This window comes from Chelatococcus caeni (genome assembly GCF_014196925.1).
Lineage (GTDB): Bacteria > Pseudomonadota > Alphaproteobacteria > Rhizobiales > Beijerinckiaceae > Chelatococcus_A > Chelatococcus_A caeni.
On sequence record NZ_JACIEN010000001.1, the window covers coordinates 846,372 to 867,629 of the forward strand.

Sequence of the window (21,258 nt, forward strand, 5' to 3'; positions counted from 1 at the left end):
GGTTCTACGGCACCGGAAAGCCAGCCTTGCGGGCGGCCTCGGTCATGAACCTCCGGTCCTCCGGTCCGAAGTTGCGCTTGGCGAGTTCGGCATCGAAGGCGTCGAAGAACCGGGGCTGCATCTCAAGGAACCGGGCCCGGCTCTTGGCACCTTCCTCCTCCAGTCCGGCCTCGACGTAGATCAGCGCCGCGACGAAATGGAAGATGGGAAACTTCCTGAGATCCGCCTGCCGGATCAGGGTCACCGCGCGGGCACTATCGTGCCGGATGAAGGCGGCGAGAGCCAACATCCCGGCATAGAAGCCCGAATTGCCGGGATTCATGTCGAGCGCCTTTTCGAGCAGCTCCGAGCCGCGCTTCCAGTCGCCGGCCAGAGCCACGCGGGTGCCGAACTCCCCGAGGAGTTCAGTATCGTTTGGATTGAGCGCGAGCGCCCGCTCGCCGATACGGAAGGCTTCCGCTGGCTCGCCGGTGAAGAACAGCGCGGTCATCAGCGCCTGGAGGCCACGGATGTTGTCCTGGTCGATACGCACCGAGTGACGGGCGGCTTCGAGCGCGCGCTCGATCGCGGGGGGCCCGCCCGCTTTGGGATTGAACTGGAACCGGTCCTCGTCCAGGTAAAGGAATGACAGCATGGCCCAGGCGGTGCCGTATTTGGGATAGCGAGCGACCGCGCGTTCGAGGCAGTCGCGGACTGCGGCGTGCTCCTCGGCGCTTAGAACCGCGCGATACTGATAGAAGCGCAGCGTGCAGGTGTATGCGGCAAGGTCATCCGGGGCACGTTGAAGCGCTCGGCTCTCGTCGGCCTGGAAGATGATGCCGTAGGGCTGCGCGACTGTGGATGCGACCTGGCCGGCGACGTCCACGACGATGCCGACAATGTTGCCGGAGGTCAAATCCGCCTCGTACGTATGGGCCCAGAGCACGATCGCGCTTTCGTCCGCCAGCACGCGGGTGTTGACGCGCAGTCCGTGTGCGCTCGTCCTGACGGTACCCTCGAGGACGTAGCGAACGCCGAGATCCGCGGGGATATCGGAGGCGCCAGCCGTGGCGGTGAGGGACTTCGTGGTTTCGCGGCCCACCACCCTCAACTCCTTGAACCGGGCAAGCTGTGACAACACCTCGTCCGTCAATCCTGCGGCATAGAGCTCTCCCTCCGCATCGCCGCCGAGGTTTGCAAAGGGCCGGACCAGGACTGACGGCCCCTTGGGCCCCGCTTCGTCGACATGCCCGCCCGGCCGGAGGCGCCACGCATCGGTGGCGCCTGACCAAAGGCCCGCACCGAGCAAGCCAGCGATCAAGACCGCCACCGCGGCAATCGTCCACCGCAGCCAGGGCAAAGGCCGCGCTGCCAATCCTTCGCCCAGCGGAGGCGAGGGGGGCTCGACCGGATCGGGCGGAACCGTCTCGACCGGCGGCTGGGTCAATTTAAAGGCGAAGGCGGGCGCGTAGCCGCCTTTGGGGATGCTGATCGACACCGGATCGGCCTGTCCGGCAAGCAGGTAATAGCGCTCCAGTGCCCGCCTCAGCCGCCCCGCCTCGATGCGCACGATGGGGTCGTTTCGAGCGTCGAAGTCGACGCTGCGGCCGAACACCTCGAGGGCGATTGTGTAGGCTTTGATCCTGTCCGCACGTCCGGCCAGCGCCTCTTCTACCACGTAGTGCAGGAAGCGGCGGACGCGGTCGGGCGCGTCGAATTCGCGGCTGCACTCCACCCGCTCGAGCTGCGCTCGAATCTCGTCCGCAGCTGGCCGGTCCAGCCGATCGTGGGGCACCTCGTCGACGCGTAAATCAGCGCCCCCCATTGATCTACTCCTTCGCGGCCGCGGCTCTCCCCGGCGCCCGCAACTCAACTCCACTACCTGAGCTTGTGTTAGTTACCGTAATATACTTCTCGCCCGCTCGCGTCGGTAGTTAAAATTGCTCCGCTTATGGATCGAGGCCTCCTTGACATGGATCAGGGTGTGTTCGCGGCGGTCCGGCGCTTTCCGGATCGGAGGCAGTCGATAGAGGAGCTCGCCCTTCGCGATGAGGGGTTCCGCTCGATCTGCGCCGATCTTGCGGAAGCCGAAAGGGCGTTGCGGCTGTGGGAAAGCTCGACCTCTGCGAACAAGGAAGAGCGCTGCACGGAATATCGGACGCTTGTCGCGTGCCTCGTCGATGAGCTGCGGGCGGCGATCGACGCTGCGTCCAACGGTCCGGCGCTTTAGCTGCTTCGGGATGCCGAGCAGGCACGAAGCCACCGGTGTCAAGGTTAGGGGTGTCAGTGATTGGCACCAGAACGAGACTTGATGGGCTTAGGACTACAGAAATGAACGCCGAATGCAGGATTTCTCATCAGTTGGTAACGTCATTCTAGTCGCCCGTCGAATGCCTGCCGGAGCCGCGGGGCCGATCGATCACCGCCTGCAGCAGGCGGTTATGTTCTGCCTTGCTGTAGGGCCGCCCGCCGATGTCGTCGGCGAGCATCGCGAAATAGTCTGCCACGATCGCGTCGTTCTGCTCGTCGGATCAGCCACCGGCCATGGCGGCTTCCGAGCGGACTGGCCAAGCTGGAGAAGGCCTGGATCACGCCAGCAACCGTGCCGGCACACCGAGCACCGGGCCGGCCTCGGCGAGCCGCTGGTCGAGCGTATGCACGGTGGCGCCATGCTCCGATGCGATGGCGAGATGCAGCGCATCGCCGGCGCGGAGCCCCAGCGCATGCTGATCGGCGAACTTCGCCGCCGCCCGGAACTGCCCGCCCGTCACGGGCAGCACGGTAAAGCTCTCGGCGACCAGCTTGTTGAACATGGCGAGCGCGGCGGCGCGCTGCTCCAGGCTGATCTGGCCGGTCCGCAGCTTGATCGCCATGGCGGACGACATTTCGGTGACGGTCCAGTCGCTGATCAGAAGCCGCGCCGGGTCCTGCTCCGCCAGCCAGATCTGGACGCGCGGCGTCATCGCTTCATTGGAGAGCGCCGCGACGATCAGCGACGTGTCGAGATAGAGCATCAATAGCGGTCGCCATCCCGCATCGACCGCACGAGGTCGGCGGCGCTCCGGGACTGGGGCGGCATCGCTGCCGTCAACGCTTGAAGCAGTGCGGCATCGATCGGCTTGCGCGGCCTGGCCACGCCGGTGAGCCGCGCGACCGGCTTGCCGCGGCGGGTGATGTCGATCGAATCGCCCGCTTCGACCCGGTCGACCAGTTCGCTCAGACGGGCCTTGGCATCGGCCAGATTGATAGCATCCATGTCACGCTCCTGACCATATAGATGGTCATATAGTGTAATTGGTCTGAGAATTCCAGCGCTGCCTCTCAAAGCCTCCTTCCGGGAACCCATGCCCGGTCCGGACGCAGTCACATCCAGATTGCCCGTTCGGAATGCACGTCCTGATCGCACGATCCAACAAACTGCCTGTCAGTTCAGGGATGTACGCAACGGGATCAACGCTCATCCGAACGCGACAGTCCGGCGTGCGCGCGTTGACGTGATGATACTGCCGTGCAAAGGCCCAGCGTTGCGGCAAGCCCGCCGATCAGGAAAACGGACGCGTAGCCGGCCTGGTCGGCCAGGATGCCGACGACCGGTCCCGTCGCGCCATAGGCCAGGTCCTGGAAGGCCGCGAACCCGCCGACCGCCGTCCCACGCAGGTGCGGTGGTACCTGCTTGACGACTTCGGCGCCCATTGCCGGGAACACCATCGAGCAGCCGAGCCCGGTCAGCAGGGCGCCGGCCAATGCCGTGTACGGCCCGGGCGCCAGCCACAAGAGGTACTGGCCGCAGGCTTCGACGAGGAGCGAAGCGACGGCGACGGGTGTTCCGCCGATCCGATCCGGCAGGTTGCCGCAGACGAGGCGCACCATGACGAACCCCACCCCGAAGAAGGTCAGGCCGAGCCCGGCATGAGGCCATCCGCGGCTGAGGAAGTAGAGGGAAAAGAAAGCGCCCAGAGCCGCAAAGCCGACCCCTTGCAATCCGACGGCGGCGCCGGGACGCCAGATGCGCCCGATGATCCGCCAGAAGGATTCGCGCTGCCCGGCCTGAGGCGCCACGGCCGGCAGCCGGTGAATTGCAGCGAGCCCGACAAGAGGCAGCACCGTGCAGGCGGCCATCAGTCCGGCAAAGCCGAGCTGGTCCAGGAGCGCCAGCCCCAGCGGCCCGCCGGCGGCGAAGGCGCCATACATGCCTATGCCGACGAGCGACATGACGCGACCGGAGCGGGCCTGGCCCGTCAGGCCAATGGCCCAGCTGATCATGCCGACCATGGCCACGCTCTCGCCAAGCCCCAGCAGGAGCCGCCCGATGACCAGCACCGCATAGCTGCCGGTCGCCGGCAGCTCGGGCCAGCTTGTGAGAAGGCCGATCAGCCCGGCCGCCGCATAGATGACGAGGCCGCGCTGCATGCAGAGCTTGCCGCCGAGCCCGTCCGCCCACGCGCCAGCACGGCCGCGTGTCATGATCGTCGACAGGAAGGCGATGCCGACCGCCAACCCGCCATAGGCGTTGTCGAGGCCGAGCCCCTGCACGACATGGACCGCCACCGCTGGCAGCGACATGGCGACGGTGAGATAGGACAGGAAAAGCGCCCCCGTCAGAGCAACGACGTGGCGATGGGCCAGGTCAGGCCGTTCGGTGTCACGCATGTTCGCGCACTCCACAAAGAGGACCATCGCTCCGGCGCTCCAGCGCTCCGGCGTGCCGGTGTCGTGTACGGCGAAGGTCGGTTGGGTGCGTTGGCTGACGTGAACGCTTACGGCCGGACCCAGGCAGAAGCCGGGGCGATGGCGGCATGTGTCTAGACAGCGCAGCTAGCGCCTGGTGCCACCATAGTCGGTGTGCTTGTCGCGCCAGACGGCATGGGTGTGCGGCTGGTTGGTCGAGTACGGAGGGTCCATGACCAGCTCTATCCACACCGAGGGTCCGTCGATACGAACGTAATCACCGGTTCTGGTGAGCGAGGCAGAGCCGGAAAAGCTGAGATAGGTGGCATCGAGCTCCCGCTCGTACCGGACGAGGATCGTGGCAGCGTTCGCGTCCGCAACGTCGTTCACGTACAGGCTGATCGCCTTCATCAGCAGAGCGCGCTGGTGCCTGCTCAGTGATGAAGCCGCGATGCCCTGAGCCCTGGCAGGAAAATTCCAGTCCTTGTGCCGCGCTTCGGGACCGAGCAGCATCTTGTCCTGTTCAGTGGCGAGCTTGGCCGCCGCCCTTTGACGCGGGTCGAGCGAAGCGAGCAGCGCAATGAACGCCTCCAGCTCGTCGAGCTGGGGCCGGAGGATTGCACCGTCGTGCCGGATGGCAGCATGTGGCTCGATACCCCGGAACGACGGTGTCGCCCCGACCAGAACCCCGTCCCGGTAGGTATTGGTGAGCGCCAGGTGATGGCCGCCGAACTGGAGCTGCCAGGTGCCGGTCTTCGAGGGAGTTCCGAGGAACGCAACGTAAAAGTTGCCCCTGCCGTAGCCCTTGCCGCCACCGTTCTGCCTGATCCAGTCGTCGGCGGCCAGATGCTGCTGAATCTCGTCATAGCCCTCGTTCCGGCCGCTGCCGGTGGCTGCGGCGAGCAGGGCGTTCAGGGCGTCCCACTGCGCGGCAGACAGGGTGCTCAGCTTCAGGCCGATCCGAGCCTGTCGTCGACCGAGCGCCCACTGCGGATAGGTGTGCCACCGGGCCGCGTTGGCGAAGGTGTACTCCTGGAGAAGGGCGGCGCGCTGTGCCTCGCTGAGGGTTGCGATGAAGGCATTTGCCCGCTGGAGCACCGCGGCGCCGGACGAGGCGTGAGATAAAGGTCTGCCGGGTCCGGTCGTCGAGGGCGGCGTCTGTGGCGCCGCGGCCTGCTCTGACGTTTCGGCGGCCATGCACCCGCCGACGTCGAGCATGAAGATGAGTGCGCTTGCCAATGTCGTGCAGCGCGCGCCGATGGCGAATGCAGACATGTCTCTCTCCCGTATTCGCGCGACCGGCGCGGTCTGCGCGATGCTGTTGCTGAGCGGTGAGGGCGCTTCCGCGGATCGACGTCAGCCGAGTCGCATGGACAGCTCGACGTCCTCGGCCAACGGCATGGACATGTACCCCCCGGCGGGCGAGCGCACGCGCTCCAGGTATTCCGGGCAGTAATCGGCATTGTCGGCGACGATGAGCGCGCCCGGCCCGAGGCGGCCCTCCACCAGGTCCAGGATCTCGGAATAGAGCGACTTCGCGCCGTCGAGCAGCACGAGATCGATCGTTTCGGGAAGGTCGACGCTCAGCGTCTTGAGGGCGTCACCTTCCCTGATCTCGACCAGATCGATGAGGCCGCCGTCCGTCAGGTTCCTGCGCGCCCGCGCCACCTTGGAGGGCTCGAACTCGCTAGTGATCAGGCGGCCGCCGCCATTGTCCCTGAGCGCGGCAGCCAGGTGCAGGGTCGAGATGCCGAACGACGTTCCGAACTCGACGATTGTCCGCGCGCGGGAGCTCCGCGCCAGCATGTAGAGGAGCACGCCGGTCTCGCGCGAGACAGGCAGCCAGAGATCCTTCAGGCGCCCATAAAGATCGAGGTATCCGGTCTTGCTGCGCATCAGGCGTTCCCGCTCGTCGCGGGAGATTTCGGCCAACGCCGGGCTCGTCGCCGCATCGGCCTCCTTGAACAGGCGCTCCAGAAGAGGAGCGAGCGGTGCAGTGGTCAGGGTGCTCATCAAGGTCTCCGGTCCGAGGGAAATGCGTTCTTGTGTCGGATTGAAAAATACGATTCATTAGTCGCATTTCCTATTCGCATTGCCGGAGCGCCGGATGAGCGATCGCCCAACGACCCGGATTTCCTCACGAAAAGAGCCCAGGCAGACCCGCTCGACCGAGCTTGTCGCGTCGATCCTCGAGGCGGCTGTTCAGGTTTTGGCAACGGAGGGCGCGCAGCGCTTCACCACGGCGCGGGTGGCCGAGAAGGCTGGCGTCAGTGTCGGTTCGCTCTATCAATACTTTCCGAACAAGGCCGCGATCCTCTTCCGGCTCCAGAGCGACGAGTGGCGGCAGACGACCGAGATGCTGAGCACGATCCTAGGCGATGTCACGAGGCCGCCGCTCGAACGGCTGCGAGCGCTGGTCCATGCCTTCATCCGCTCGGAATGTGAAGAAGCTGTCGTGCGCGGGGCCCTCAACGACGCGGCTCCGCTCTATCGCGATGCACCCGAGGCGCGGGAGGCACGCGCGGCCGGAGACCGCATTTTCCAAGCCTTCATGCGGGAAGTGCTGCCCGAAGCCGCTGACCCGATCCGCGATCGGGTTGGCGACCTGATCACCACGACATTGGGTTCGGTCGGCAAGAGCTTTTCGGAGACGCCGCGAACGCCGGCGGAGATCGAGGCTCACGCCGACGCCATGGCCGACATGTTCTGCGCCTATCTGCAAAGCCTTCAGCGCGCCTGATGTCCGGCACCGCGCCTGAGCGCCTCGCTGCGCACAAGGCCTCGCCGCAGCCGCCCGCTCCACGACGATCCCTCATGAAGTCGCGTACTGCCTGGAATCTCGCACAAAATGGGCAGGAGGGCGTCCGACTTGCTTCGTAAAGGCGACACTGAAGGCGCTGCCCGACCCGTAGCCGACCCTTGCCGCAATTTCGGCAACAGTGCCTTGACCCTCGCGCAGGTACTTCTTGGCGAGGGCCATGCGCCAGGTCTTCAGGTATTCCATCGGCGGCAAACCGACGATCCTGCTGAACCGTGTGAAGAAAGCGGAGCGGGAGAGACCCGCTTCGCGCGCCAGTTCCGCAACGCCCCAGCTGCGATCGGGGGCGGCGTGCATGCAGCGCAGCGCTGCGGCCAGCCTCGGATCGGCAAGACCGCGGAGCAGACTGGCGGCGCCGTCCGCTTCGGAGGTGGATCGCTGCGCTTCGATCAGCAGCACCTGGAGCAGATGCTCCAGTACGACATCGCGTGCGGGCCTGTCTGCGCGCGCCTCGCCGCGCACAAGGCGGGTCAGATCGGCCAGACGGCTTTCGCCCCGAACGACCACGAGGTCGGGAAGGAGCGAGACGAGGAGATCGGCGTCCGGCGATCCGAAACGGCAATAGCCGACGAGCATTTGAACTTCGGCCGGCCCTTGCAGGGACCCGAGGCGGACGCTGCCATCCACTCCGGGCAGCGGCTGGGTCTGCAGCCCATCGGGAGGCGGCGGGTCCAGGCTCGACATCGTGATGACGGAGGCTGCCGGGACCAGGACGAAATCGCCGGCGCGCAACTCGATCGGCGCTTTCGCGCCGGCCTCCAGGCAGGCCCGCCCCGCCAGCAGCATGCAGTAGTAGACCTGTTCGACTTCCGTGCGCCGCACCCGCCATGCGCCGGCAGCCTCCACCAGCTTCGAATAGGGCGCCTGAGGTCGCAGCAGCGAGATCATTTCCGATAGCGGATCGGCCATATTCGGACTTTCTCTAAGGATTGATGTATTTTCCATGATAGAAAGTTCAGGCCCGCATGTCGATATTCAGGTCATCCACTTTCGACAGGCGGACCAGACATGAACACCGTGATGATTACCGGATGCTCCTCGGGCTTCGGCCGCGAGACGGCCGAGCACTTCCTCAGCAAGGGCTGGAGCGTCGTCGCCACCATGCGTACTCCACGCGAGGGCGTGTTGCCGGCTTCGGACCGGCTGCGCCTTCTGCCCCTCGACGTGACCGATCGCGGCTCGATCGCCGCTGCGGTCGAGGCGACGGGGGAAATCGATGCCCTCGTCAACAATGCCGGAATCGGATGGATGGGCCCGCTGGAAGGAACCCCCGAAGAGACGATCCGCGACCTATTCGAGACCAACACGTTCGGTGCGATGGAGATGGCTCGCGCCGTCGTGCCGCAGATGCGGGCGCACGGGAGCGGGACCATCGTCAACGTCTCCTCCAGCACGACGCTGAAACCGCTTCCCCTGCTGCCCATCTACACCGCGAGCAAGGCGGCGGTGAATGCGTTCACCGAATGCCTCGCGCTGGAGCTCGAGCCGTTCGGCATCCGCACCCGCCTGGTGCTGCCCGGACAGGCCCCGGGGACTCGTTTCGCGACGAATGCACGGGCCAAGATGGCGGGGGCGGGAGGTATTCCCGAAGCCTATCGCCCGCTGGCCGAGCGCGTCTTCGCTGCCCATGCGGAGGCGGCCAACAGGGAGGTCACCGAGCCCCGGGATGTCGTTGCCGCGATCTGGCGCGCCGTCACGGAGCCCGATTGCCCCCTGCGCCTGCCCGCGGGCGCCGATGCGGTCGCCCTGGCGGGGTGAGCAGCGCCAGCCATCCGGACAATTCTTCGACGTGACGGGTTCGCCCTGCGCCTCGGGACGCGGGGCAGGGCGCCCGTTATCCCCGCGAGACAAGTCCAGCGCCATCGCCGAGGCGCAACAGGGGCCGCCCAGGCCGGTCCCGCTAATCGGTGGAGCGTCGTCGCCGGAAAAAACTCTTCAGCCCAGACCTGCGTCCCGGTCGGCCGATCTCGACCCTGGTGTCTTTGGGGGAGACGGCTTCATCGCTCCAGATCAGCTCGAAGGCAATCCCTTCCAATCCGAGCTCCGCGATGCGGTGAACCACCGTCTCCTGCATATAGATGCCGGACACACGCGTGACATGCTCCGGCAACCTGAACATTGCGACGTCGCCGATCGCCTCCGGCCGAAGTACATGCTTGTCGATCCACATGATGCTGCCGTCATCGAAGCGTGCGATGCTGGAGCAGTCTTCGTCGAGCGCGTCGACCACGGTGGTGACATTGAACAGGGATACATCCTCGTCGGACTGAAGCGGCAGGAATTCTCCGGCGTGCTCCAGGATCGGCCGCAGCAACCTGACGGCGCGGGGCTTCATCATCAGAACGTGTCGGCCATACCAGGGAAAATCAGAATATGCCCGCGGATTGCCCTTCTCGTCTTCTCGAAGGATATCCATCCGCACGGGACGCCAGTGCGGCTGCATCCGTCCCGACAACCTCTCCAACACCTCATGGTCGTCCATATGGCGCGGAAGGATCCACTCCTGCCCCTCAAGGACATCGGGAAGATAGATCTTCATTTGGGCGTCCTACCGCTCCGTCTAGGCGTCTTAACTCTGTGATCGGCGGCGCTGGAGGTAGCAAGCGCGCCGACTGGCGGTAATGACAAAAGCAATGAGAATTCTGCCAGTCAGCCGATGGATGCGGTGACCTGCTGCCCGAGATCTCCGCTCGGGACACGCCTGGCGCAGCGCGGTGGACATGGTGATGCTGCCGCGGCAGCGCTCGAGCCGAGGCTGCAGCATCCGGCCTGTTTTCAATCTCCTTCGCCGCTCAGCATGTGATCCGCCAGGCTGTAGCAATGGCTGGCCTGGTACGCATTCCGCCCCCTGTTCATATGGGTGAGGTTGAAAGCCCGGATGGCACGGAGGACGGGGCCTGACGCAAGGAATTTGCGGATCGAGGACGAGCCGCGAATGGTGATCCCGAAAATATCCTCGCCGCGCGGGAAGAAATGGCGGACGTCTTCCGGCGCCATGACGCTGCACGCGAGAAAAGCTTCATCCACATTGCCCGGCGTGAGCGATCTGTAGGTGGTGAAGGCTGACAGATGCACGATGAATCTCGCGCGAAGGGATTCTTCGTCGGCATAAAGCGTGAAAAGCTCCATCCAGCTCGCATTGACCCGGATGAGCGGCTTGTCGGAGGTGGATGGAAGGCAGGACACCGACCAGTAATGCCGCTCGGTCTGCCGAGGGACCGGGATGCATTTCCGGCCGTAAATCCGAAGAATTTCCAGTGCTTCTTGTGCGTGCGGCCGGCGAAGCAGCTTCTGATACCGCGCGGCATATTTGAAGCGCTGTTCCATGGAATCCGAGCGCTCCTCCGCGTCGCGCAGGACCGTCTTGCCCTCCATCCAATCGCGCTGCTGCTGGAGATCGACGAATTGGCGCAGACCGGTGCTGCTTTGGCGGCGACGGGCGCTCATCGGCGGTCCAGGAGCCGCGCCACCGCCTCTCGGACGAGAGCAGGAACGCTTTCGGCATCGTCCAGATACGCGCTCTCCAGCAGGCCGTCGGTAAGCGCGACGAGGAGGGAAGCGGTAACGGACGGGGTTGGGTCGCCGTCCTCGGCAAGTAGCGTCCGGAGGCTGTCGTGATACCACACGCGGCGAGCATTGATCGTCTGCCGCACGCGGCTGGTCGGATCGGGGTACTCGGCTGCCGCGTTGAGGAACGGACACCCTCGCCAGCCTCCCGCGACCACGGCCTCGCTGATCCGCTCCATGATGGCCGAGACCATTTTCCGAGGCGGTTGCTTCGGAAGCGCCGCCACCGCTGCCCGGCCGGCCCGGTCTATCTCTTCGAGATAGGCGACGACGAGATCATCCTTCGATGGAAAATGATTGTAGAACGTCGCTTTGGCCACGCCCGCCTCCGCGATGATGCGGTCGATGCCGACGGCATGGATGCCCCCTTCATAGAAAAGCCGTGTCGCGGTCTCGAGCAATCGACGGCGCGCGGGGCCTGCTTCTGGCTGGCTGTCAGATTTCTTTTGCCTCATGGCTTGACCATAACAGACAGGTCTGTATAGTTCAATCGATAGACAGACTTGTCTGTATAGGAAGGCCAGGCGATATCGCAGCGACAAGGCCGGGGAGCTCTAGGTGGCGTGCGCGAACTCCGTCCCTTTCCTTGTGGGAGGGAGCCCCCGTCGCCAGGGCGCGCTGTATTCCGCGGCTCCACCACCGAATGAGGTTGGGAATGATCATCGAAAGCGAAACCGCCCGGAAGGTCATCGAGCGCTTCCATCGTGCGTTTCAGGCGCACCGCCCGGAAGATCTCGATGACTTGATCGGCGAGGGCTGCGTTCTCGAGAATACGACGCCTGCTCCGGACGGCGCTCGCTACGAAGGGCGCGAGGCGTGCCTCGCCTTCTGGAAGGGGATTGCATCCTCGCCGAACCTTGTCTTCGAAGACGAGGAAATCTGGGTGAGCGGCGACCGCGGGATCATCCGCTGGCAGCTTCGCTGGAGCGAGCGCGAGGCCGACCGGATCCGGGGCGTGAACATCATGCGCGTCCTGGGCGGAAAGATCGTCGAAGGTCTTGGATATGTGAAGGGATAGGGCTCTCTTTCCACTCGCGGGCATCCGCAGGTCCATGGCTGGGCCTTTGCCTGATGCTGCTGGAAAAATCTGACGGACACCTCAATTGCTTGTACGTGGCCTGAACAGTCCGGTGGGAATGAGGTCAGTATCCCCATTGGAGTTGATGCAGGCTCGTATAAAATTCCATTGTCGGAGCCCGGAAGCGCCCACACGGCTCTTCCGGGAGAAGCCTGTAGCCTGATGACAAGCCGCGGAGGGGAAGATGGCCAAGGCCTATTGGGTCGCCACCTATCGTTCGGTCAGCAATCCTGAGGCACTGGCCGCCTATGCCAAGCTGAGCGGCCCTGCGATTATGGCCGCCGGAGGCCGCATTCTCGTGCGAGGAATGCCGGTGCACCTGTACGAAGAGGGGCTTCAGCAACGCACCGTGGTGATCGAGTTCGACTCGGTCGAGCAGGCCCGAGCGGCGCATGATAGCCCGGCGTATCAGGAGGCCCTGGCTGCGCTGGCTGGCGGAGCAGAGCGCGACATTCGCATCGTGGAAGGCGTATGAAGCGTCTGTGGGACCGCCGGTCCCGCCTGAGACGGTTCGCTGATCTCGGACATGTCCGCATCCCCGCATTGGCGGCAGCGAGCAAGTGAACTGGTCATGAGCCGGCCGTTCAGCGAAATGTCTGCTTCCCTCCGAAGTTGACACCTGTATTTGCGGGGTCAGCTTTTTCGTCCCTCCAGCGCTTCAATGGCCGGTTTTCAGTCTAGAGTATTATTTTTGGCGGATGGGCGAGACGGGTTCGCCGGGCACCGCCCCCTTTGCGGATCGGTCCGGCCACAGGCGTGTCCTTCGATCGTCGGGCGACGCCGGTAAGTTGTGGTATCCACGAGTGCCCTGGCACGCTGAGCACGACATGGCCCAGAACATCTATGACGATCCGACCTTCTTCGCCGGCTACAGCGGGTTGCCGCGCTCCGTGGACGGCCTTGCCGCCGCACCGGAATGGCCGGCGCTGCGGGCGCTCCTGCCCGACATGACCGGCCTGCGGGTGGTCGACCTCGGCTGCGGCTTCGGCTGGTTCTGCCGCTTCGCGCGTGAGGCCGGCGCGGCGCGCGTGCTCGGCCTCGACATATCCGAAAGGATGCTGACGCGGGCGAGGGGCGAGACGCGGGATAACGGGATCACCTACGAGCGTGCGGACCTCGAGCACCTCGACCTGCCGCAGGCCGTCTTCGATCTCGCCTACAGCTCGCTGGCGCTGCACTATGTCGAGGATCTCGGCCGGCTGTTCGCGACCGTCCACCGCGCGCTCGTACCCGGCGCGCGCTTCGTCTTCTCGATCGAGCACCCGATCTTCATGGCCTCGCGCCGGCCGGGCTGGATCACGGATGCCGAGGGGCACAAGAGCTGGCCCGTCGACAGCTATCACCTGGAAGGCCCGCGCCGGACCGATTGGCTCGCCGAGGGCGTTCTCAAATATCACCGCACCCTCGGCACGACGCTCAACCTCCTCATCCGGAACGGCTTCGCCATCCGGCATGTGGAGGATTTCGCGCCGAGCGAGGCCGACATCGCTGCGCGGCCGGACCTCGCGGAGGAACGCGAGCGCCCCATGTTCCTCCTCGTCGCCGCAGACCGGGCCTGAGACGCGGGAAAGCAGGTCCCCGCGCCGCGAGTTGTCCCTGAACTGGCCGGTTCACGCAGCGTCCAGCGCTGCAGCCAGCCGATCCACCTCGCCAAAAAGCGCGCTCGCATCGACCGTTGCCCGGCCCCGGCCGGTATCGAGGATCAGGGTCGGCACGCCCCGTGCGCCGAAGCGCTGCATCTCGGCCCGGCCTTCCGCGATGCGGGCGCGGTTGGCTGCGAGGAGCTCCTCGTCTGCCGCATGGCAGCGCGCAGCGGCCTCCGCCAGCCCGAGGCCGGCGAGGACGTCGGCGATCACGGCCGGATCGCCGTTGTCGCGCCCCTCCACATACCGGACATGCTGGATGGCCTTCAGCGCCTCGAACTCCCGTTCGGGCGCCGTCAGGCGGACGGCCGTGAGCCCGAGCGTCGCCGGCCCGGAATCGACGGCCGCGGTGCGGCTCGCCAGCACGTTCACGCGGTACTGCTCGGTGAAGCGCTGGCCGGAGAGCCGGGCGATCCGCTGGTCGGCCTCCCAGGCATGGGCGGCGAAGGCTGCATTCATGGGGAACGCGCCCTCGTCCGCAAACAGCCCCGTCGGCACGAGATCGATCGTGAGGCTCTCGTGCGCCATTAGCCTTTCGAGGGCGGGGGAGGCGCCATAGCACCAGCCGCAGAGCGGATCGAACAGGTAGGTGAGGCGGCGCATCTCAATATCCGACGGTGAAGCGCTGGCGCAGGTGCTTCGGGCTCTCGATCTCGTCCGCCATGGCGATGGCGAAGTCCTCGTAGGAGATGCTGCTGCCCTTGTCGGTGGCGAGGAGCTGGTCCTTGCCGAGGCGGAACTTGCCCGTGCGCTCGCCCGGCACGAACAGGGCCGAAGGCGACAGGAAGGTCCAGTCGAGGTCGTCGACGGTCTTGAGGAAGCCGAGGAATTCCGCGCCGCGCAGCGCCTCCGCCTTGTACTGGGGTGGGAAGTCGGGCTGGTCGACGAGGCGCTGCCCCGGCGCGACATCGAGGCTGCCCGCGCCGCCGACGACGAGGAAGCGTTTCACGCCCGAGGCGCGCACGGCCTCGACCAGCACATCGAACGGCGTGTCGAGGAACCTCGTCGCGCTGACCACCGCGTCGTGGCCGGCCAGCAGTGCGGCAAGGCCGGACCTGTCGTTGACGTCCCCCGCGACGGCGGTCACGCCCGGCAGGGCGGAGATTTTTTCCGGGCTGCGCGCGATCGCGCTGACCTGATGCCCCCGGTCCGACAGTTCCTTCAGAATGCGCGAGCCGACATTGCCGGAGGCGCCGATGAGCGCGATGCGTGCCATATCATTCCTCATGGTTCTAGCTTGCGATCAGGTCTGAAAAGTAGACCGACGGGGCGGATCTATGGTATGCGGACGGCCCCCGCAAGACGTCACCGTCGGGTGATCTGGTCAGCCCGGCGTGACCGCCGGGGTCCTGGAGCGCAGCAGAATGAACCGCGACGACCTCATTCCGATTCCGTTCGTGTTCGAAGAGCCCTGTCCGATCCGGGATGTTCTCGACAGGATCGGCGACCAATGGAGCCTGCTCATCCTCGAGGTGCTGGCCCACGGCACGATGCGCTTCAGCCAGCTCGAGCGGGCGATCGGCGACATCTCCAAGCAGATGCTCTCCAAGACGCTGCGGCGCCTGGAGGAGGACGGCTTCGTGCGCCGCACCCTCTATCCGCAGGTGCCGCCGCGTGTCGAATATCAGCTGACCGACCTCGGTCGCTCCTTCCTGGTGCCGATGAAGAACCTCATCGCCTGGGCGAACGCCAATCACGGCGCGATCCGTGACGCCCGCGGCGATTATCGCGCCAGGGGCGCCGATCGCTGAGACGGGGTGGATCGTCCGCAGCCCTTGCCGGGCCCCGCCGAAGGCGACGGGGCCCGTTTCCGCCTTCCGTCAGTCCGCGAGCGTGCGCTCGCGCGGCCTTTCACGGTTCGGTCTTTCCGCTGGGGCTTCCTGCCTCAGGTCGATGCCCCGCTGCGCATAGGCGATGTAATCGGCGTCCGCGCCATACCGGTTGAGCGCGATGCCGGCCTGGGCGCGCGCCAGGAAGGCCGCGTCCTCTGCAGCGGCGGCCGGCGCAGCCGCTGCGGGATGGGGCGTGGCAGGGCGCGATGGAGCAGAAGGCGAAGAGGGCCGCTCGGGTTGCGCCGGCGCCGGCGTCCGGGATGCGGCTTCGGGCAGGAGGGCGGCGGCGAGCTGCGCCCCGCGGGCGACGGCGATGATGTCCTGGGCAACCCTGTCGCGCGCCAGCTTGCCGTCCTTCTTCTCCTGCTTGCTGAGGACCTTCAGGCTGTTGCGCAGATAATGATCCTCGGCGCGCGGATCGGCGGCTCGCAGCGCGGCGAGATGTTCCGGCTTCATGAGGTGCGGGCCTCGGCCCTTCAGGTTGAGATGGCCGGCGATATCGATCGCCCTGTCCTTGATGAGGCGGTGCATCGTCTTGTCAAAGATGGCCTTCTGAACGGGGCCGGAGGCGGCGAGAAGCCGCGTCTGCGGATGGCTGTCCATGATCGCCCGCAGGCGCGCGCGCACCTCGCCGGCTGCTCCCGCGAGCGCTTGCGGGGGATAGTCCTTGTGGAAGAGCTCCGCCAGCCGCATGACATCGGCAGGGAGGAGCCCGGTGCGGCGGCTCGTGGCGAGGTCCGCCACCCGCTTGGCGATCTTCTCCCTCCGGCTCAGCGCATCGGCGGGGGCGGCCGGCTTCTCCTCGGCGAGCACCTGATCGATCAGGCGGTGCAGCTTGGCCATGACGGTGCGCCCCTGGGCATCCGCATAATGCCCGGCGAGAGCGGCGAGCGCCCCGTCGGGGCCGGCGGACCGCACCAGTTCATCCGGCGCGGACGCCTCGGCGGCGGCATGCGCCAATTCCGATGCGCCCTCTCCACGGAAGCGCGCCTCCTTCTTCTCGTAGACGATCTTCTCCACCGCGGCGCCGACCGTCAGCGGCGCGCCGACGGCCGCGAGCAGGACGCCGACGAGGCCGGCGACGCCGGTGAGCGAGGCGATGCTGCCGGCCGCCATCAGGCTCTGCCCGGCCGCCATGCCCGCGCCATGGACGATGGAATGGTGCTTGTTGTAATAGCCGAGCCGCTTGAGGCCCTGTTCCACGGCCCTGAAGACCGCCGGATCGATGAGGTCTCGGACGCTCTGCAGCGCCTGCCGGTCGCCCTTCAGCTGCCGGTGGCGCATCACGCCCGTCACGCATTTCGACGCGCCGACCGCGGCCATGGCGAGCTGCGAGGGCAGGAACGCGGCCGTCGCCGCCGTGCCGAGCACGGCCCCCGCGGTCGCGGCACCCTGGCTCGCCACCGAGCCGGCGGGCGCAGCGCCCTCGACGATGCCGGCAACCGAATCCGCCATCGACAGGACCATGCCGCCCGTCATGCCCGTCATCGCCGCCGCCGTCGGGATGCTGAAGTTGCGGTCGATCTTCTCGGAGGTGGCCGTCGACCGGTCTCGCGCATAGCGGGCGGCCTGATAGGCGAGGGCGGTGCCCGGCTGTTCGCCGTTTCCGCCGGCGTCCGGTCGCGCTGCCGCGGCGCTCCGCGCGAGGTCCATCACCGCTTCCGCGATGTCCTGGGGCGCCACGGTCCTGCCGGCGCAGGCGGAGAGAAGGCCCTGCGATTCCCTGAACATTCCCTTGATTCGCTCGACATCGGCCGGTGACGTGCCGGATCGCTCCAGCAGGTCGATGATCGCCTCCTCGCGCTCGTGCAGCTTCTGCAGGAGCTGCGGGAAATCCTCCCTGAAGCGTTCGGTGCATTCGTCGATGGCACCCTTGGCGCCGACGGCGACGAAGGGCGTGGCGACGCCGAGGATGGCGAGCGTGGCGATGGCCTGCTGCAGCTGCGGCAGGGACATGCCGAGCAGCGAGGCGAAATCGTCGATCCCGTCGACCGATCGCAGGTTCTCATAGGCGGCGACGAAGGGAGCCTTGAACGCATTCCTGTCGCTGGCGTTTTCGATCTGGAAGGACGGGCGTGAGGAAAACGGCAGAAGCTGTGAGAGGGATGGCACATCGGCCTCCTTTCAATCGACTCGTTGCAGGCTTGATGGTTCGAAGGTGGGTTCGGACGGCTTTTTCTGAGATGTTGTTGAATATATTTTAGATATTGTATTTTGAATTTTTCTTTATGGCGGCGTGTGGTCACGTTATTGTATTCTGTTTATAGCGATAGCGGTAGATCGGCGGAAAACGCAAGTATAATGCTCAATGAATGCTGTCTTTCCGTGGCGGTCAAGGTGGGCGCGCCCGTCGTGTGGCGCTTGCCCGCTGTGGCTGGACCGGCAACGCCGTCCGCCCTCTGTCGACAGCCGGGCGTGCGTGTTTTATCTATAAAATCATGACACGAGAGCCTGAAGAGACGGTTGCGTCCAAGATCACCCGCATCCTCGCCGAGCGGATCGTATCCGGGGCGTTGGCGCCCGGGGAGAAGCTGCGGCAGGACCATATCGCTGCCGAGTTCGGCGCGAGCCACGTTCCTGTACGGGAAGCCTTCCGCCGGCTGGAGGCGCGGGGGCTGGCCGCCAGCGAGCCGCGTCGCGGTACGCGCGTCGCCTCCTTCGATCCTGCCGAGATGCGCGAGGTGGCCGAGATGCGCTCGGCGCTCGAGGCGCTGGCGCTGCGCCATGCCGTGCCGCATCTGACCGCGGCCATGCTCGCCGAGGCAGAGCGCGCGGCCGACGAGGCGGATCGGTGTCGCGACATCCGTTCCTGGGAGGCGGCGAACCGTCGCTTTCACCGGCTCCTCCTTGCGCCTTGCGGCATGTCGCGGCTGCTGCGGACGATCGACGACCTGCATGCGGCGAGCGCGCGCTTCCTCTTCGGAGGCTCGGCGGCGGCGTGGGAGCCGCGCGTCGATGTCGAGCATCGGGCGATCCTCGCCGCCTTGCGCAAGGGGGACGCTGACGCCGCCTGCGCGACGCTCGCCCGCCACGTCAAGCGCATCGGTCCCCTGCCGCGGCGGGCGCGGGTGGAGCAGGGCGGATATCCCCTCTTCGGCTGACGGCTAGAGATCGGATTGCCATTTTATAGATCGTGTGGAATCCATTGATGACTGGATTCGCTATTTTATCTATAAAATGGAGTGGACGATGCTCGAGACACCAACCGGAGAGGCCGAGGCGACGGCGCAGGCTGGCACCGGGCCGGCGGGTTTCTGGACATTGCAAAAGGCTGAGGCGCTCCACGGGCTGCCGTTCAACGATCTCATCCATCGCGCCCATGCGGTGCACCGGCGCCATTTCGACCCCAATGCCATCCAGCTCAGCCGTCTTTTGAGCATCAAGACGGGCGGCTGCCCGGAGGATTGCGGCTATTGCTCGCAGAGCGTCCGCTACGACACGGGCGTCAAGGCGACCCGGCTGATGGCCCTCGAGGAGGTCGTCGCCGCTGCCCGCCGCGCCAAGGCGGAGGGCGCGACGCGCTTCTGCATGGGCGCCGCCTGGCGCAGCCCGAAGCCGCGCGACCTCGCCCGCGTCGCCGCCATGGTCGAGGCGGTGAAGGCCCTCGGCCTCGAAACCTGCGCCACGCTCGGCATGCTGACCGGGGAGGAGGCCGGGGCGCTGCGCGCCGCCGGGCTCGACTACTACAACCACAATGTCGACACCTCGCCCGGCTTCTACGGCGAGATCATCTCGACGCGCACCCTGGAAGACCGCCTCGCGACGCTGGCCAACGCGCGCGAGGTGGGCCTCAAGCTGTGCTGTGGCGGCATCGTCGGCCTCGGCGAGACGCTCGCTGACCGGCTCGCCATGCTGGTGCTGCTCGCCAATCTCGATCCCGCGCCCGAGAGCGTGCCGCTCAACCTGTGGAACGAGGTGGCGGGCGTGCCCGTCGCCGCGCGGGCGGAGCGGCCCGATGCCATCGCCTTCGCACGTCTCGTCGCGGTGGCGCGCATCATGATGCCGCAAAGCGTGCTGCGCCTGTCGGCCGGCCGGCAGTACATGAGCGACGAGGCGCAGGCCCTGTGCTTCTTCGCCGGTGCCAATTCGCTCTTCCTCGGCGAGACGCTGCTGACGACCCGCAATGCGGGCGAGGAGCGGGATGCGGCGCTCTTCGCGCGTCTCGGCCTCACCGCCATGCCGGCCGGCGAGGGTGCCGATGCCGGCGCATGAGACCGCCCTTGCGGCGCTCGACCGGCGCGGGCGGCTGCGCGCGCTGGCGCCGCGCCGCGGCATCGACTTCACCTCCAACGACTATCTCGGCCTCGCCGAGAGCGAGGCGCTGCGCGAGGCCGCCGCCGCCGCGCTCGCGCGCGGCGTGTCGGCAGGGGCGGGCGGCTCGCGCCTGCTGCGCGGCAACCACGCTGAGCACGAGGCGCTGGAGGAGGAGGCGGCGGCCTTCTTCGGCGCCGAGAGCACGCTCTTCTTCGCGAGTGGCTTTGCTGCCAATGCCGCCCTCGTCGCAACGCTGCCGCGCCGCGGCGATCTCGTCGTCCACGATGCGCTGATCCACGCCAGCGTGCACGAGGGGCTCGCCGCCTCGCCGGCCGAGGCCGTCGCGGTGCCGCACAACGATGCCGATGCCGTCGCCGATGCGATCCGCCGCTTCAGAACGGGGGGCGGGCGCGGCCGTGTATGGATCGCCGCCGAGACACTCTACGGCATGGACGGCGACGTCGCCCCGCTCGCCGATCTTGCGGCGATCGCCGACCGGCACGAGGCCATGCTGCTCCTCGACGAGGCCCATGCGACCGGTGTCTGCGGGCCCGGCGGGCGGGGCCTCGCTGCCGCACTCGAGGGGAGGGCGAACGTCGTGACCCTGCACACCTGCGGCAAGGCACTCGGCGTCATGGGCGCCCTCGTCTGCCTGCCGCGCACCCTGCGTGACTACATGATCAACCGCGCGCGCGGTTTCATCTACGCCACCGCGCCGTCGCCCCTCGTCGCCGCGCTCGTGCACGCGGCGCTCGGCCTCGTTTCTGCGGCCGAGGACCGCCGGCAGCGCCTCGCAGCGCTCGTCGCTCACGCGCGAGCAGGTCTCGCCCGCTGCGGCTTGCCCGCGACGGCGACGCAGATCCAGCCCGTCATCCTCGGCGCGGACCGCTGGGCGACTGCGGTTGCGGCGGCCTTGCTGGAGGAGGGGTTCGACGTGCGCGCCATCCGCCCGCCGACGGTGCCGCCCGGCACGGCGCGCCTGCGCATCGCGCTGACGCTGAACGTGGACGAGGCGGCGATCGACGCGCTCATCGCGGCGCTCGGCCGCGCCATCGAGAGGAGGGCGTCTTGAGCGGCTTCATCGTCACCGGCACCGATACAGGCATCGGCAAGACCGTCTTCTGCGCCGCGCTCGCCGGCGCGCTTCGTGGCTTCTACTGGAAGCCGGTGCAGGCCGGCCTCGACGGCGAGACGGATTCGGAGACAGTGCGCCGCCTCTCCGGCCTGCCGGATGGACATGTCCTGCCCGAGGCCTACCGTCTCGCCCTGCCGGCCTCGCCCCACCGCGCCGCGGAGGCGGAAGGCCTTGCGATCGATGTGGGATCGGTCCTGCGATCCCCGAGGCACACCATAGGGCGCGAGAGCACCATCGCTCCCTCCCCCCGCGAAGCGGCGGGGAGGGCTGGGGTGGGGGGCGGC

General features: G+C 66.8%; 24 protein-coding genes and 1 pseudogene. 11 read left to right on the forward strand and 14 right to left on the reverse strand.

Annotated elements, in window-relative coordinates; all coding sequences use genetic code 11:
* Positions 1–4 precede the first annotated feature (4 nt).
* A complete protein-coding gene (locus GGR16_RS04060; RefSeq protein ID WP_183315767.1) occupies positions 5–1,804 on the reverse strand; it encodes an adenylate cyclase in 1,800 nt (599 codons plus the stop codon).
* Positions 1,805–1,951: 147 nt separating this feature from the next.
* On the opposite strand from GGR16_RS04060, the gene GGR16_RS04065 reads away from it, so the two are divergent.
* On the forward strand, positions 1,952–2,209 hold the full coding sequence (locus tag GGR16_RS04065; protein WP_019402821.1) for a hypothetical protein: 258 nt from the start codon (positions 1,952–1,954) through the stop codon (positions 2,207–2,209).
* Between the two features lie 145 nt (positions 2,210–2,354).
* Here the strand turns inward: GGR16_RS04065 and GGR16_RS26395 are convergent, their stop codons facing one another.
* The 6 genes from GGR16_RS26395 to GGR16_RS04090 form a co-directional block, all read right to left on the reverse strand.
* Complete coding sequence (locus GGR16_RS26395; RefSeq protein ID WP_281380522.1) at positions 2,355–2,486, reverse strand: hypothetical protein; 132 nt, start codon at positions 2,484–2,486, stop codon at positions 2,355–2,357.
* A gap of 81 nt (positions 2,487–2,567) precedes the next feature.
* Positions 2,568–2,993 carry a type II toxin-antitoxin system VapC family toxin gene (locus GGR16_RS04070; protein ID WP_019402819.1) on the reverse strand — a complete coding sequence of 142 codons (426 nt, stop codon included), beginning with the start codon at positions 2,991–2,993 and terminating at the stop codon, positions 2,568–2,570.
* On the reverse strand, positions 2,993–3,235 hold the full coding sequence (locus GGR16_RS04075) for a type II toxin-antitoxin system Phd/YefM family antitoxin (protein ID WP_019402818.1): 243 nt from the start codon (positions 3,233–3,235) through the stop codon (positions 2,993–2,995). Before GGR16_RS04075 ends, GGR16_RS04070 begins: the two co-directional genes overlap by 1 nt.
* Before the next feature lie 194 nt (positions 3,236–3,429).
* The gene (locus GGR16_RS04080) at positions 3,430–4,629 is read right to left on the reverse strand and encodes an MFS transporter (protein WP_183315768.1); all 1,200 of its coding nucleotides are present in this window, start codon (positions 4,627–4,629) and stop codon (positions 3,430–3,432) included.
* Between the two features lie 165 nt (positions 4,630–4,794).
* Positions 4,795–5,922, reverse strand: coding sequence for a DUF3500 domain-containing protein (locus GGR16_RS04085; RefSeq protein WP_183315769.1), 1,128 nt, complete (start codon positions 5,920–5,922; stop codon positions 4,795–4,797).
* Between the two features lie 81 nt (positions 5,923–6,003).
* The gene (locus tag GGR16_RS04090) at positions 6,004–6,660 is read right to left on the reverse strand and encodes an O-methyltransferase (protein WP_019402815.1); all 657 of its coding nucleotides are present in this window, start codon (positions 6,658–6,660) and stop codon (positions 6,004–6,006) included.
* A 94-nt stretch (positions 6,661–6,754) separates the two neighbouring features.
* On the opposite strand from GGR16_RS04090, the gene GGR16_RS04095 reads away from it, so the two are divergent.
* Positions 6,755–7,387 carry a TetR/AcrR family transcriptional regulator gene (locus tag GGR16_RS04095; protein ID WP_183315770.1) on the forward strand — a complete coding sequence of 211 codons (633 nt, stop codon included), beginning with the start codon at positions 6,755–6,757 and terminating at the stop codon, positions 7,385–7,387.
* Between the two features lie 72 nt (positions 7,388–7,459).
* Here the strand turns inward: GGR16_RS04095 and GGR16_RS04100 are convergent, their stop codons facing one another.
* Positions 7,460–8,374, reverse strand: a complete 915-nt coding sequence (locus GGR16_RS04100; protein ID WP_183315771.1) for an AraC family transcriptional regulator — start codon at positions 8,372–8,374, stop codon at positions 7,460–7,462.
* Between the two features lie 99 nt (positions 8,375–8,473).
* Here GGR16_RS04100 and GGR16_RS04105 point away from each other — a divergent pair, with 99 nt between their 5' ends.
* Positions 8,474–9,223, forward strand: coding sequence for an SDR family oxidoreductase (locus GGR16_RS04105; RefSeq protein ID WP_183315772.1), 750 nt, complete (start codon positions 8,474–8,476; stop codon positions 9,221–9,223).
* Between the two features lie 142 nt (positions 9,224–9,365).
* Here the strand turns inward: GGR16_RS04105 and GGR16_RS04110 are convergent, their stop codons facing one another.
* The 3 genes from GGR16_RS04110 to GGR16_RS04120 form a co-directional block, all read right to left on the reverse strand.
* Complete coding sequence (locus GGR16_RS04110) at positions 9,366–10,004, reverse strand: imm11 family protein (RefSeq protein ID WP_183315773.1); 639 nt, start codon at positions 10,002–10,004, stop codon at positions 9,366–9,368.
* Positions 10,005–10,240: 236 nt separating this feature from the next.
* Entirely contained in the window at positions 10,241–10,912 is a 672-nt protein-coding gene (locus GGR16_RS04115; RefSeq protein WP_183315774.1) for a hypothetical protein, read from the reverse strand.
* Entirely contained in the window at positions 10,909–11,487 is a 579-nt protein-coding gene (locus GGR16_RS04120; RefSeq protein WP_183315775.1) for a TetR/AcrR family transcriptional regulator, read from the reverse strand. The genes GGR16_RS04115 and GGR16_RS04120 overlap by 4 nt, the downstream gene beginning before the upstream one ends.
* A gap of 200 nt (positions 11,488–11,687) precedes the next feature.
* Here GGR16_RS04120 and GGR16_RS04125 point away from each other — a divergent pair, with 200 nt between their 5' ends.
* From GGR16_RS04125 to GGR16_RS04135, 3 genes are all read left to right on the forward strand, one after another.
* A complete protein-coding gene (locus GGR16_RS04125; protein ID WP_183315776.1) occupies positions 11,688–12,050 on the forward strand; it encodes a nuclear transport factor 2 family protein in 363 nt (120 codons plus the stop codon).
* 244 nt (positions 12,051–12,294) lie between these two features.
* Positions 12,295–12,585 (forward strand): DUF1330 domain-containing protein, encoded by a 291-nt coding sequence (locus GGR16_RS04130; RefSeq protein ID WP_019402806.1) that lies wholly within the window; start codon positions 12,295–12,297, stop codon positions 12,583–12,585.
* Positions 12,586–12,937: 352 nt separating this feature from the next.
* Positions 12,938–13,669: a class I SAM-dependent methyltransferase gene (locus GGR16_RS04135; RefSeq protein ID WP_019402805.1), complete on the forward strand. Its 732-nt coding sequence runs from the start codon at positions 12,938–12,940 to the stop codon at positions 13,667–13,669.
* Between the two features lie 51 nt (positions 13,670–13,720).
* Here GGR16_RS04135 and GGR16_RS04140 read toward each other — a convergent pair whose 3' ends face one another.
* Together GGR16_RS04140 and GGR16_RS04145 are read right to left on the reverse strand one after the other, a co-directional pair.
* Positions 13,721–14,356, reverse strand: a complete 636-nt coding sequence (locus GGR16_RS04140) for a DsbA family protein (protein WP_019402804.1) — start codon at positions 14,354–14,356, stop codon at positions 13,721–13,723.
* Position 14,357: 1 nt separating this feature from the next.
* On the reverse strand, positions 14,358–14,969 hold the full coding sequence (locus GGR16_RS04145) for an NAD(P)-dependent oxidoreductase (protein WP_019402803.1): 612 nt from the start codon (positions 14,967–14,969) through the stop codon (positions 14,358–14,360).
* A 148-nt stretch (positions 14,970–15,117) separates the two neighbouring features.
* Between GGR16_RS04145 and GGR16_RS04150 the strand changes: the two genes are divergently transcribed.
* Positions 15,118–15,504, forward strand: a complete 387-nt coding sequence (locus GGR16_RS04150; RefSeq protein ID WP_019402802.1) for a winged helix-turn-helix transcriptional regulator — start codon at positions 15,118–15,120, stop codon at positions 15,502–15,504.
* 69 nt (positions 15,505–15,573) lie between these two features.
* Here the strand turns inward: GGR16_RS04150 and GGR16_RS04155 are convergent, their stop codons facing one another.
* Complete coding sequence (locus tag GGR16_RS04155; RefSeq protein ID WP_183315777.1) at positions 15,574–17,697, reverse strand: hypothetical protein; 2,124 nt, start codon at positions 17,695–17,697, stop codon at positions 15,574–15,576.
* 326 nt (positions 17,698–18,023) lie between these two features.
* Here GGR16_RS04155 and GGR16_RS04160 point away from each other — a divergent pair, with 326 nt between their 5' ends.
* The 4 genes and pseudogenes from GGR16_RS04160 to bioD form a co-directional block, all read left to right on the forward strand.
* Positions 18,024–18,686 carry a GntR family transcriptional regulator gene (locus GGR16_RS04160; protein WP_183315778.1) on the forward strand — a complete coding sequence of 221 codons (663 nt, stop codon included), beginning with the start codon at positions 18,024–18,026 and terminating at the stop codon, positions 18,684–18,686.
* Between the two features lie 88 nt (positions 18,687–18,774).
* A complete protein-coding gene (gene bioB, locus GGR16_RS04165; RefSeq protein ID WP_246372808.1) occupies positions 18,775–19,797 on the forward strand; it encodes a biotin synthase BioB in 1,023 nt (340 codons plus the stop codon).
* Complete coding sequence (locus GGR16_RS04170; RefSeq protein ID WP_183315780.1) at positions 19,784–20,911, forward strand: 8-amino-7-oxononanoate synthase; 1,128 nt, start codon at positions 19,784–19,786, stop codon at positions 20,909–20,911. The genes bioB and GGR16_RS04170 overlap by 14 nt, the downstream gene beginning before the upstream one ends.
* Positions 20,908–21,159: pseudogene (bioD, locus tag GGR16_RS04175) on the forward strand (ATP-dependent dethiobiotin synthetase BioD); the annotation flags it as partial. The gene GGR16_RS04170 and the pseudogene bioD, both read left to right, overlap by 4 nt.
* Positions 21,160–21,258 lie beyond the last annotated feature (99 nt).